This window comes from Bradyrhizobium sp. JR4.3 (genome assembly GCF_040547695.1).
In the GTDB taxonomy this organism is placed as follows: Bacteria; Pseudomonadota; Alphaproteobacteria; order Rhizobiales; family Xanthobacteraceae; genus Bradyrhizobium; species Bradyrhizobium canariense.
The window spans coordinates 325801-338662 of sequence record NZ_JBEPQF010000002.1 but is presented as its reverse complement, the minus strand read 5'-3'; the positions used below and the strand labels follow the sequence as shown (position 1 = coordinate 338662).

Sequence of the window (12862 nt, the reverse complement as noted above, 5' to 3'; positions counted from 1 at the left end):
CGCGCCAGAACGATTGGCTGAAAGGATAATGTCCCACCCGCCGTATCCCGGCTGAGACCACGTTTTGGTATCGATGACATCGCGGTCCCCCTCCTCGTCTCGTATCTGGCCCCTGTTCGCTCTCAACTTCTTCATGGCCGACATGCAGTCGGGCATCGGCCCTTTCGTCGGCGTCTTCCTCCAGGAGCGCGGCTGGGCGAGCGGCTTGATCGGCACCGCGATGACGATCGGCAATGTCGCGGGCATGCTGATCACCACGCCGATCGGCGGCTTCATCGACGCGAGCCGCAACAAGCGGATGTGGGTCGTGATTCCCGGCATCTGCGTGGTGCTCGCGTCCGCGATCATCCTGATCTCGCAAAATTTCTGGGCGGTAACGTTCTCGCAAGTGGCACAATCGCTGGCGAGTGCCGCGATCGTGCCGGCTGTCACAGGCATCACGCTCGGCATCGCCAAGCAGAAGGGCTTCAACGCGCTCAACGGCCGCAACCAGGCCTTCAACCACGCCGGCAACATGGTCGGCGCCGCGCTGTCGGGCTATCTGGGTTACAAGTTCGGCTACGTCTCGGTGTTCGTGTTGGCGGCTGTGTTCGGCGCCATCGCAATCGCCTGCGTGATGGTGATCCCGGCCAAGGCGATCGACGATCGCGCTGCGCGCGGCAGCAAGGAGGACGATCCCGACAGCGCGCCGGACGCGTTCACGATGCTGCTCAAGCACCGCGCGCTGCTGGTGCTGGCATTGGCGCTCGCGCTGTTTCATCTCGGCAATGCCGCCATCGTTCCGCTCTATGGCCTGGCGGCGGTCGCGGAAGGCCAAGCCAACGGCCCGAGCTTCGTCGCGACCACCGTGGTGATCGCGCAAGGCGTCATGATCATCACATCGCTGATCGCAATGAAGGCCGCGAGCAAGCGCAACTACTGGCCTATCATCCTCGTCTCCTTCATGTTCCTGCCCATCCGCGGCGTGCTCGCCTTCTTCGTCACGGGATGGTGGGGCGTCGTGCCGATGCAGGTGCTCGACGGCATCGGCACGGGACTCCAGACGGTTGCCGTCCCCGGCATGGTCGCGCGCGCGCTCAACGGCACCGGCCGCATCAATCTCGGCCAGGGTGCCGTGATCACTGTGCAGGGCATCGGCGCGAGCCTCAGTCCCGCGCTTGGTGGCTGGATCGCGCAATGGATCGGCTACGGCCCGACGTTCCTGCTGCTCGGCGGCTTTGGCCTCGCGTCGATGGCGCTGTGGTTCGCGTTCGGTGCCCATGTGAAGAAGTATTGAGGCGTCCTTTTTCGCTCTCCCTGTTCTTGCGGGAGAGCGAGAAGAGGAATGCGTCAAGTCCCAAAATTCTTCTGGATCGCCTTGTCGAGCGTTCACCGCCGACGAAGCGCTGGCGCAGCTCGCGCTTGCCCGCGATCCAGATCGTCGGCGGCGCGAAGAACGACGTGACCTTGTGCGCCTGGATCAATGAGAGGATGTTGTCGGCCGCAGGCTTGCCCGTGATCACGCCGGAGGCGCCGAGATAGATTTGCGGCCCCAAGAACACGTCGAGCCGCGCGGGCGCTGGCCGCGTCAAATCAGCCAGCGAGCGCGGCAAGCTCAGAGCTTGTGCCCCTTCTGGCGCAGCGCCTCCATGAGGCGCTGCTTCAATTCGTCGGCCGTCTTCTGGCCGACGTCCTGGCCGATCTGCGCGCTTGCCTGCGCCAGCGCATCCGACTTCTCCAGTAGCTTCTTCCCGGCCGGCTGAACATAGAAGGCCTCGATCTGGCGCAGCTCGTCGATGCTGAAGCTCTGGGCGTAGAGAGCGGCGACCTGGTCGATCATCGAGGTGAGGGCCGGAGTGTAGATCTCGGAGCCGGGTGCCGTCACTGCGTCATAGTCGCGTTCGATCTCCGGCCTGTCCTGCGCGACCACGGGCCTCAGCTTGAGCAGGAGCTGCGGCAACAGCGCGCGATACTGATCCGCGATCTTCAGGGTGACCACGAGCTTGCGCGCCGCGCTCATCGCCTCCGGCGAGGGTGCTTGCGCCGATGCACCCGAGATCAGAAGCAGGAGGGTGCCGGCGATCGTCAACACAAGTCTGGACATAAACTTCTCCGTTGGATCTCTCCACGAAAATGCAGGCCGGCGATCCTCAATGACCCGCGGGCGCCACGGCAGACCTGTCCGCGGGCGCGCTTTCCAGGACGGTGTCGGCCTCCTCGATCTCCGTCACCTTCACGAACAGGTTCGGCACCCGCTCGGTCCGGTCGAGCAGCCAGGCGGCTGCAACCATGATGACGATGCCGACGACGGAGACCGCGAGCTGTTCCCAGACGCCCTTGGTGTATTGCGTCAGGATCCAGTGCGCCGAGAACGACAGGAAGACGCCGAGGCAGAAGATCGGCAGCGAATGCTGGCCGCAGAGGATCACGGGGCGCAGCCAGGCCCCGTGCAGGGTCCGCCATTTGCGCGAGATGAAGTGCGTCACCCAGATCGCCAGCGCCAGGAAATGCGTGAAGCGCAGCATGTCGAGGTCGGTCTTGTCGATCGGGTAGATCGCCTTGATCATCCATTTCGGGATCAGGGCATCGAGCGAGGGGACGTGCCAGGTCATCACGATCAGCAGCGCGAACGCCAGCCAGGCCGCGGCCAACGTCATTGCCGCCTTGGACCACACCCATCTCGCGATCTTGTCGATCTGGCCGATGCCGCACCAGGCCGCGAACACGAACATCAGCTGCCAGCAGAACGGGTTGAAGTACCAGTGCGTGCCGGGCGGATAGGAGGCGACATTCCAGTCGAACCAGCGCGCCAGCACGTAGAGCACCACGGATGCGGCGAGCGTCAGGTTCGGCCGGCGCACCAGGCACCACACGATGAAAGGCGATGCGAACACCAGCGTGATGTAGAGCGGCAGCACGTCGAGATTGACCGGCTTGTACTTCAGGAGGATCGCCTGCCCGATCAGCTCGTCCGGATGCGACAGGAAATTGAAGACGTTGAACTCGTGCTCGTACATCGGATTGTCGAAGCGGCGCGCGGTGCGGGCGATCTGTGCCGTGAACAGCAGGAACAGCATGATGTGGGCGACATACATCTCGACCGCGCGCCGCCACAGCCGCTTCAGCGCGGCGGCAAACCAGCCGCCCGCGACGATCGGGCCGTAGATCCAGCCGACCAGATAACCGGAGATGAAGACGAAGAATTCGGCGGCGTCGCTGAAGCCGTAATTGCGCAACGTCAGCCAGGCCACGACGTCGTGCGGGATGTGGTCGAGGAAGATCATCCACAGACCGATGCCGCGGAAGAGATCGAGCCGCAAATCCCGCTCGACCGGCGCGAGCAGCGCTGACTGGTCCCGTGTGATCATGGCCCCGCCTCGTTCGGTGGGCGTCGCGCCGTCGCGGCGCCGGAAAATCGGATGCTAAAAAATTGAAATCAAAAGTCGCCTGGCCGTGTGGCCAGGGCCGACGGTAGCCGACCTTGCGGCGCGTGCAAGGGCATAGTCATCGGAGCGGGCCGCACAAGCGTGCCGTCCTCCGCGCTGCACCATGGAGGGCCCTTCAAGATAAAAGGGCGAAAACAACCCCATGCACAGTAGCTAAGTCGTTGCGGCGCCTACTGAATTTATTTGGCGCGTCGGGGAGATTTGGGCCGCGATGGCGGCCCAGCCGCCGCTGCCGTCAGCTGAGCTCGTCACCGGTCGCCTGCATCTCGTTGAGCATCGCCTCGGCCTTGTGCCGCAGCGGCAGCGCGCCGCTCTCAGCGGCGATCGCGATGGTCGCGCGCAGGGCGCCAAGGATGGCCGCCTTGGCCTCCGCATCCGACGGCGGCGTCACCACTGCCTCGCCGAACAGCGCCTCCGCCTCCAGGCCGGAGAACCCCTGTTGCCGCGCGGTGTTGCGCGCTTCGCGCAGCATGTTCTGCGCGGCCTGGACGTCGCCGAGACGGTGGGTGGCGAGCGCCAGATAGATCGAGCTGCGCAGCACCGCCGAGGTATAGCCGACCGCCTTCGCCTCATCGCGCGCTTCTGTCAGCATGCCGCGCGCCCGGTCGAACAGCCCCTGCTCCAGATAGGCCATGCCGAGATGACAGGCGAGCACCGGCACGAACAGCCGGATGCCGTGCTTCTGCGCCAGGACAAAACCGTCTTCGAGAATGGCCGCGGCCGCCGCCGGCTCGCCGCGGCCGAGCTTCAGCCAGCCGCCGCTATAGGCAGCGGCGACGCGGTCGTAGGGGCGGCCCGTTTCCTCCGCGATCGCGGCGGCTTGCTGCTGGAGCTGCTCGGCGGCTTCGAACTCGCCCATCACGGTGCGAGTGATGCTGCTCATCATGCAGCAGAGGAGGAGCAAAGATCGTGGGGTCGTGCCGATCGGAGCACTCGCTGTCAGACCCTCGAGATGGACGCGGGCGGTGGCCAGCATCTTCTCGGCGCGATCGTAGCGGCCGGAAAGAAAATAGGCCTGCCCGAGACTGTATTGCGCGAGATTGCGCCAGGCGGGATTGGCCGAGCTTTCCGCCAGATGCACCACATCTTCTCCGATCGCGACAGCCTCGACCGGCGTTCCATAGAAATTCTGGGCACCCGCTCTCATGGTCATGGCCGCGACCTTGCGTCCAATGTCGCCGATCGCATCGGCTCGCCGTTCGGCTTCGCTCCCCAAATCCAGGGCTTCGGCGACACGCCCCGACCCCGCAAAGGCCAACCGCGCTTCCATCCGAAGGTCAATGGCGTCCGTTTCGCGCGCGTGCGTCACCGGGGTCTTGTCGAGAGATCCCATCGCGATCTCGAAATAGTCGACCGCGTCGGCAAAGGCCGAGCGCACCAGACATTTTCGAGCCGCGCTCCTGCCATGCTGAAAAGCCTTCCGCCAATCCTTCGCTCTGGTCGCGTGATAGCAGAGCGTATCGGGACCGTCGGTCCATGCCTCGTCGGTCTCGAGAGCCGCCAGAATGCTGGCATGGATGCTTTCCCGCACCTTCTCGACCATCGAATCGTAGGTCACCTGCCTGACCATCTCGTGCCGGAATTCGAGCGAGTCCTCCAACTCACTATCGATCCTGACGAGCAGCTCGGCCCGATCGAGCGCGGTGAGGCAATCCTGCAGGACGTCCTCCGGCAAGGCTGCCACTCTTCGCAGTGTGGCCTGGTCGGCCCGGGGTCCGAGCGCCGCGGCGATCTGGAGAAGCGACCGTTCCTGTCGTGACACACGATCCAGCCGCGCCGCGATCACACCCTGAATGCTGCTGGGAATGCCGAGTTCGTCCACGGGACGCGCAAGGGAAAGGTCGCCCCACTGACCAAGAAGCATGCCGCTGTCCTTCAGACTGCGGCAGACTTCCTCAATGAACAGCGGAACGTTGGCCGTATGAGAGATGATCCGATTCTTCAGGTCTTCGTTGGTCGTGGCGGGACCAAGCATGTCCGCGAGCATGGCCAGGCCCGAATCGTCATCGAGAGGCCGCATCGCCACGATTTCCGCGCGGCAGCTCGCGATCCACACCGGCATCCCATTGGGCCGCGTCGTCAGCAGCACAAGCAAATCAGGGGATTGAAGCCCCGAAAGGGTGGCGACGACCGCATCGCTGGCCCGATCCATCCAGTGCAGGTCTTCGATCAGAAGGATCGTGCGCTGACGACGGGCGACGCTCTCGACGATCGCACAGCTTGCGTCTGAAATCGCACGACCGCGCGCGTGAGGCTCCAATTCATCCCATTGCGGATCGGAAACCGGCAAATCCAGGATCGCGTCGACAGCCCGCTGTTGCACCACCGGCAACGCGTCTCTCGGATCATCCGTCCTGGTCTGATCTCTTGCTGCCGTATCAAGGATCGAGAGCAACAGGCGCTTGAGCGCGCTGTACGGCGCACCCTGGAGATTCGGGCTGCACTCGACATCGATAAGCCGCCAGCCGCCAGCCCGGAGATCCTGCGCGAATTCATGCGCAAGCCGCGACTTGCCAATGCCGGCGTCACCCATCAGCAGAACCGTCTGCCGGCCGGCAGCAACCCTATCCGCAGCGCGCCACAACAACGCCCGTTCCGTCGTGCGGTCGACGAATCGGGAAACGCTCCGCGCACGTCGGACCCGCCAGCTCGACAGGTCGCTCGCACCCATGACCCGGTAGACAGGCAGGGGCTCGCCGAAACCACGGAGCACCTTGCGTCCCAGGAATTCAAAGCGGACGTGTCCGTCCGCCAGCTCCTGGCAGGCTTCGGAGACGTAGATCTGGTTCGCCTCGGCCGCCGTCTCCAGCCGCGCCGCCAGATGCTGGGCGGCGCCTCCGATCTCGTAGACCTTGGAAAATTCACTCGCCACCATGTAGGCCACCACATGACCCGAGTGCAGGCCGACCCGGACTTGAAGTCCTGGATCGCCCAGGCTGCCAACACGCCGGACCAGCTCGATGGCCGCGTGGCAGGCCAGGGGCGCATGGTTGTCGTCGGCGATCGGGGCGCCGAAGACGGCGGCCAACCCGTCACCCAACTCCTTGCTGACGATGCCGCCGAACTGGCGCACCGCGCCTCTCATCGCGGCAAGAGCCGGTTCGAGGCGCGATACCGCCGCCTCCGGCTCCAGTTCGGCCACAAGACCCGTGGAGTCGACGACGTCGGCGCGCAGAATCGTCACAAACCTTCGTTCGCTGTCGGGATCGACGCGCTGGCGCACCGCCGCCCCGCATTTGGAGCACCAGCTGTCGCCCGGACCAATCGCCGACTGACACGCGAAGCAATGCATTCCAGCGCCTTCAACCACTGCCTCGGCAGCCCCGCTCCAACACCGACGAGGCGTTCGACCCAACAATACCTATAGGAAAGTGCATGGCAATCGGGCTTGCGACATGGGCGAGGTTACCGGATGGAGGCTCTCTGGACGAAGTACATTCCTGAGTGGTAGCGTTGACTGCGCACAACAAATCGCGTGATCGGCCGTAGCGTGACGCGTATTTTCGGCCACCCCGCCAGAGATTTCGACAAACAGACATATCGAGGAAAGAGGCGATGGCCGGACTGGTATATAGCGGCAAGGCATTTCGAGACTTGATGAACAGCAATTACTATCCTTTGGCGAACATGAAGAAGAGCGTCGCGAAGCTCAAGGCGTCCGACGACATCGACCTGCCGACCTTGGAATACGGCCAGTACCATTTGATTCTGAACCCGGCATCGAACTGGCCGCAGGGCAGCGCCAAGTACTGGCACAAGGAAAAGGGCCGGGCCCGGGTGGACCTCAGCACCCAGCCGAACACGGTCCCCCTGTCCAGGGATGAGCCGGGCGTCATTCCCCTGACACGATGCGATCTGCTCGACGCCTGCGTCCGGAAATGCTTCAACTCCGAGCCGCCGATCCCGATGAAGACGAAGATCATCACCCACGAAGCCAGCGACGCTTTCGCGCACCGGCACGAGATCCGGCTGGAGTGGGACTACAAGAAGGGCTCGGACAAGCCGGTGCTGCTCAATCTGACGATGGTCTGCCCGCACAGATCCTGATCTTCAGATATATTCGACGCGACAGAATGGCTGCCACGCCTCCCGGATCTTCCCGCTCGCCGAGGCGCTGTCGATCCTGGTTGGCGGCGGCCGGGAAGGCTATTGCGCAGTTCTGAGCTGCCTTGAGCTCCAAGAAAAAATGGCGCGCAAGGCGCGCCATTTCCTCCTTAGGCCGACAGGTTCAGCGAAGGCCGCCGGTGACGTGAAGCGTCTCGCCCGTGACGTACGATGCGTCGTCCGAAGCGAAGAAGGCCACCGCGGCAGCGATCTCCTCGACCTTGCCGATGCGGCCAAGCGGGGTGGTGGATTCGATCCAGTTGCGCATGTCACCTTCGTGCAGGCCGGCCGAGACGACGCCTTCGGTGGCGATCATGCCCGGGTTGACGGCGTTGACGCGGATCTTGCGCGGCGCCAGTTCCTTCGCCAGCACGGCGGAGATCGCATCCACCGAGGCTTTCGTCGCGGTGTAGACAGCGGTGTTTGCCGGCGCGATGGTCGATACACCGGAGCTGATGTTGATGATGCTTCCGCCATTAGCGTTGAAGTGCTTCGACGCTTCCCCCGAGACCAGCAGCAGGCCAAGCACATTGAGGTCGAACTGCTTGTGGAAATGCTCGGGCGTGATGGCCTCGAGCGGCGCGAACTCGTAAACGCCCGCGTTGTTGACCAGGATGTCGATCGCACCGAACGCCTTCACGGTCTCTGCGACCACGCTTGTCACGTCCTTGGCGTCGGCCAGATTGCCGTGGGCCGCGACGGCTTTGCCGCCCTTGGCGATGATGGCGGCAACCACGCGGTCGGCGGCCTGCTTACTGGAGCTGTAATTGACGGCGACCGCCGCGCCCTCGGCCGCGAGCCGGGCGGCGATTTCGGCACCGATGCCTTTGGATGCGCCGGTCACGAGCGCCACTTTTCCTTCGAGTCTCTTGGTCATCACATTCTCCACCATCCGGCACGACGCCAATAATCAATAGTTCGATACTAGTGAACTATTGAATGAATTCAAGGGAGGTGCTATATTTTATGCATGGTGCAGTTCGTTCACCCACCGCGGAGCGAGATTTCACTGGCTGGGGTGCTGGGAGCGCTCGCGGACCCTATGCGGCTGCGGATTGTCAAAAGCCTGGCCGCGCAAAACGATTGCATGTCGTGCACCGAGGCGGCGCCTTGCCCTGACATGGCGAAGTCGACCCTGTCGAACCATTTTCGTATCCTGCGCGAGGCCGGCCTGATCCGGACGTCCAAGCAAGGCGTCCAGCACCGCAATGTCCTGCGCGAGGAGGACATTAATGCGCGGTTCCCGAAACTGCTGAAGATGATCCTGAGCTATCCGGAGTGAGGGCTTGGTCTACTCTTGGTCGGAGATTACGGTGCACTCAACTCCGACGGTGCTGAGTCGTGATGCACTCAATTCCCAACATGAGAATAATTTGACGCCAACGCCCCCACGCACGTTAGAAGATATTGTAGAGGCGCTGCGGCCAAAACCAGGCACAACGCGAAAATGCACCGTGCTACTCGGTGCTGGCTGTTCGATCAGCGCGGGGATTCCGTCGGCAGGTGCCGTGGTAGAGCATATCAGGACCGCATATCCTGCCGCCTACGCGCGTGCGACCCCGAAAGACTATCCTGGCTGCATGGCCGCACTCGACAGGGGGGTCCGGCGCGACCTTATTGGCGGATACATCGACAGTGCGAAAATCAATTGGGCCCACCTCGCGCTCGCTCAACTTATTGATCACGACTTTGTCGATCGGGTACTAACCACCAATTTTGATCCTCTCGTTTCCAGGGCCTGCTCACTTATAAATTCGTTCCCGGCGGTTTATGACTTCGCCGCATCGCATCTTTTTCAATCCCGACCAGGTGAGTGAAAAGTCGATATTCCATCTCCATGGTCAGCGTGATGGCTTCGTGCTTCTCAACACGCGTGAAGAAGTAAACAAACACCGGCGCTATGTGAAACCTGTTTTCGAGGACGCGCACAAAGGCCGGATTTGGATTGTGGTCGGTTATAGTGGCGAGAACGATCCGGTTTTTGATCTTCTGGCCGATGTTAGGACGTTCGAGTATGGGCTCTATTGGGTAGGCTATGGAAAGGCGCCGCCGGCCCACGTCTCCAAACGGCTCCTCGCTCCCGGACGCGGCACGCACTTCTTGGGTGATTGGGATGCCGATGATTTCTTCGTCACACTGGCTCAAAAGCTCGGATGCTTTCCCCCGCGTTTCGTAACGCAGCCGTTTTCGCATTTGAAATCTATGTTTCAGATGCTGAAGGACTACAAAGCTCCGAGAAACAATCTGGACGACGAGCCTGGTCTCCGTGAAAGCCGGTTTGACGTCGCCGCCGTCATACGGCCCCAGCTCGACGCGCTGATCGCCGGCCAAGAGCAAGCCTTATCTGCCGAATACTATTTCCTCGCAGGCGAGCATGAGCGCGTAGCCGCGTTGTTCAAGGGCCGGCAGCTGAAGAAGCTGACCGAACGGGAACGGGACATTTACGGCTGGTCCCAAATGATTCTGGGCGATCGCGCGCACTCGGCGGCGAAAATCGACGATGATCGCGACGTTTATCGGAAAGCCGCTGAGCATTTCGCCATCGCGGCGAAAATTCAGGTCACAGAAGCTGATGCCCTCTACAACTGGGGTAACGTCCTGTTCGACCTGTCTATGGCGGTCCGGGATGGCGCACCGGAAGTGATGACTAGGGCGGCGGAAGCGCTGCTCAACCGCGCCGTTGTGAAATATCGGGCTGCACTGGCCATCGATCCACAATTTTCAGAGGCCCACAACAATTTGGCGAATGCGTTGGCGGATCTGGCGCGCGCAGAACATCCCCGCAGCGACAATGCGATACTGAGAGAAGCATTTGGTCATTATGAAGCGGCGCTCCGACACACCCAGACGCCCGACCTCGTTCACACTAATTTTGCCAAGGCACTACATGATTTGGCGCGGATCACGGACGACCTCGTCCTGTTTAAGAAGTCGATGGTGCATTTCCAGGCTGCGGGAGCGGCCAATCCAAACTATTACAGCGTCTATCTGAGCTGGGGCCACGCGCTCGCCGATCTCGCCCGTAGAACCGGCGCCGCCAAGAGCTATAAGGCAGCATTTGAGAAATACCGCCGGGCTGCAGAGATTGAGCCGACGTATACGGCCGCGCATCACAGCTGGTACTATACGATGCTGGAATTCGCCAAGAAATTGAAGGGAAAGGAAAAGGCGGCGTATCTGAAGCAGGCCGCGGCCGTGTCCGCGGAACAAAAGCGCCGGCGCCGCAATCTGGAGCGCCGCATTCTGCGGTCCGAGGGAGCAAAGTAGGGGGAGGCAGATGCCGGAAGGCTTGCGGTTGAGCTTCAGCCCCCGCACAGACGGTGAGGTGGCGACATCGCCGAAAACAAGAAAGCCGCCCCGAAGGGCGGCTTTCAGAAAACCTCGTAAAATAAGAGGCTAGTCTGGTTGCGGGGATAGGATTTGAACCTATGACCTTCAGGTTATGAGCCTGACGAGCTACCGGGCTGCTCCACCCCGCGTTAACCGTTGCTTTGCCTTCGTGAAAGTGCCGGGGACGGTGAATGAAGGGCCGGCGCTGTTCGCGTGGCTTGCTTCGTCCGTCCCGAAGGCTTCCTTGGAAGGCAACCCCGGGCAAAGCCCGTTGGGTGCGGCCGGTATGTACCAACCCGGGGTGGCTTTGGAAAGGGCTGCGGGGACGTTTTTTTCGACTTTATGACAGCGCGGTGGACGAATTTGCGGCCTGCTTGGCCCGCCCTTGCCAGAAGTTCCACAAGGGGCCAGCTTGCGGCCACAAAACCAGGCGGAAACGCCACTTAAAGGGGGAGAACGCCATGGACCACACCTTGGACGGCCCCTTGGACCGCCCCCCGGTGACCGCACCGCTTCGTGCCCTCGAAGACGCCTTCCATGCCATGGTCGCGCGGTCGCGGGCCGAGCCGGCGCCTGACCTTGCCGAGCGGCTCGACCGGCTGACGCGGCTGCGGACTGTCGTCGCCGACAACGAGGAGCGCTTCCGGCAGGCGATCTCGGCCGATTTCGGCCACCGCTGCGCGGTCGAGACCAATATCGCCGAGACCATGATGGTGTTCTCCGAGATCCGTCATGCCACCAAGCACCTCAAGAGCTGGATGGCGCCGCAGCGCGTTTCGACGGCGCTGCAATTTTTGCCCGCGCGCAACCGGCTGATGCCGCAGCCGCTCGGCGTCGTCGGCGTCATCGCGCCCTGGAATTATCCGCTGCAGCTGACGCTCGCGCCCGCCATCGGCGCGCTCGCCGCCGGCAACCGTGTCATCATCAAGCCGAGCGAGCTCGTGCCCCACTTCTCCGCGCTGCTGAAGGAGACGGTGGCCGCGCGGTTCGACGCTGCGGAAGTGCTCGTCACCGGGGTCGAGGACGAGATCGCAAAAGCCTTTGCATCGCTGCCGTTCGATCATCTGGTGTTCACCGGCTCGACCCGGGTGGGGCGGCTGGTCGCGGAGGCCGCGGGGCGCAATCTGACGCCCGTCACGCTCGAGCTCGGCGGCAAGTCGCCTGTTATCATCGACGCCTCGGCCGACCTCGAAGAGGCCGCCGAACGCATCGCCTACGGCAAGCTGCTCAATGCCGGGCAGACCTGCATCGCGCCCGACTATGTGCTGGTGCCCGAGCGCTCGCTGCAGGCCTTCGCCGAAAAAGTGCGCGCGCAGATGCGACGTATGTTCGGCACCGACCCCTCCAACAAGGACTACACCTCCGTGATCTCCGACCGGCATTATGCGCGGCTGGAAAATCTCGTCGCGGATGCGGCAAGCCGCGGCGCAAAGATCCTGCAGCCGGCGCAGGCGGACGATCCGAACTGGAAGGCGCACCGCAAATTCCCGCCGACGCTGATCGCAGGCGCGACCGTAGACATGGCGGTCATGCAGGAGGAGATTTTTGGACCGGTGCTGCCGGTGCTCGGCTATCGCGAACCGGCCGACGCCATCGCCTTCGTCAATGCCCGCGACCGGCCGCTGGCGCTGTACTGGTTCGGCAAGGACCGCATTGCGCGGGACGAAGTGCTGGCGCGCACCGTCTCCGGCGGCGTCACCATCAACGACTGCCTGTTCCATTTCGCGCAAATCAACCAGCCGATGGGCGGCGTCGGCGCGTCCGGCACCGGCGCCTATCACGGTGAATGGGGCTTTCGCACGTTCGGCAAGCTGAAGCCGGTGTTCTATCGCTCGAAATTCAACCGGCTCGCCGACCTCTATCCGCCCCACGGCGGCAAGATCGCGCGGCTGGAGAAGATGATGCGGTTCATGTCGTAATTGCTCGTCATTGCGAGCGCAGCGAAGCAATCCAGACTGTCTCCGCGGTGGGATTCTGGATTGCTTCGCTTTGCTCGCAATGAC

Annotated in this window: 9 protein-coding genes and 1 tRNA gene; 5 read left to right on the top strand and 5 right to left on the bottom strand. The window is 62.8% G+C overall.

Annotated features, from left to right (window positions below):
* Positions 1-73 precede the first annotated feature (73 nt).
* On the top strand, positions 74-1276 hold the full coding sequence (locus tag ABIB91_RS04875) for an MFS transporter (protein WP_354159557.1): 1203 nt from the start codon (positions 74-76) through the stop codon (positions 1274-1276).
* A gap of 318 nt (positions 1277-1594) precedes the next feature.
* Here ABIB91_RS04875 and ABIB91_RS04870 read toward each other — a convergent pair whose 3' ends face one another.
* From ABIB91_RS04870 to ABIB91_RS04860, 3 genes are all read right to left on the bottom strand, one after another.
* Positions 1595-2083, bottom strand: a complete 489-nt coding sequence (locus tag ABIB91_RS04870) for a DUF2059 domain-containing protein (protein WP_354159559.1) — start codon at positions 2081-2083, stop codon at positions 1595-1597.
* Between the two features lie 46 nt (positions 2084-2129).
* Positions 2130-3347, bottom strand: a complete 1218-nt coding sequence (locus ABIB91_RS04865) for an OpgC domain-containing protein (RefSeq protein WP_354159561.1) — start codon at positions 3345-3347, stop codon at positions 2130-2132.
* Between the two features lie 313 nt (positions 3348-3660).
* A complete protein-coding gene (locus ABIB91_RS04860) occupies positions 3661-6717 on the bottom strand; it encodes an ATP-binding protein (RefSeq protein WP_354159563.1) in 3057 nt (1018 codons plus the stop codon).
* A 263-nt stretch (positions 6718-6980) separates the two neighbouring features.
* On the opposite strand from ABIB91_RS04860, the gene ABIB91_RS04855 reads away from it, so the two are divergent.
* Positions 6981-7472, top strand: a complete 492-nt coding sequence (locus tag ABIB91_RS04855) for a hypothetical protein (protein WP_354159565.1) — start codon at positions 6981-6983, stop codon at positions 7470-7472.
* Positions 7473-7653: 181 nt separating this feature from the next.
* Here ABIB91_RS04855 and ABIB91_RS04850 read toward each other — a convergent pair whose 3' ends face one another.
* Positions 7654-8406: an SDR family NAD(P)-dependent oxidoreductase gene (locus ABIB91_RS04850; protein WP_354159567.1), complete on the bottom strand. Its 753-nt coding sequence runs from the start codon at positions 8404-8406 to the stop codon at positions 7654-7656.
* A gap of 93 nt (positions 8407-8499) precedes the next feature.
* Between ABIB91_RS04850 and ABIB91_RS04845 the strand changes: the two genes are divergently transcribed.
* On the top strand, positions 8500-8811 hold the full coding sequence (locus ABIB91_RS04845) for an ArsR/SmtB family transcription factor (protein WP_035973552.1): 312 nt from the start codon (positions 8500-8502) through the stop codon (positions 8809-8811).
* A gap of 488 nt (positions 8812-9299) precedes the next feature.
* Positions 9300-10796, top strand: a complete 1497-nt coding sequence (locus tag ABIB91_RS04840; RefSeq protein ID WP_354159569.1) for a tetratricopeptide repeat protein — start codon at positions 9300-9302, stop codon at positions 10794-10796.
* A 135-nt stretch (positions 10797-10931) separates the two neighbouring features.
* Here ABIB91_RS04840 and ABIB91_RS04835 read toward each other — a convergent pair.
* A tRNA-Met gene (locus ABIB91_RS04835) sits at positions 10932-11008 on the bottom strand.
* A 312-nt stretch (positions 11009-11320) separates the two neighbouring features.
* Here ABIB91_RS04835 and ABIB91_RS04830 point away from each other — a divergent pair.
* On the top strand, positions 11321-12778 hold the full coding sequence (locus tag ABIB91_RS04830; RefSeq protein ID WP_354159571.1) for a coniferyl aldehyde dehydrogenase: 1458 nt from the start codon (positions 11321-11323) through the stop codon (positions 12776-12778).
* Positions 12779-12862 lie beyond the last annotated feature (84 nt).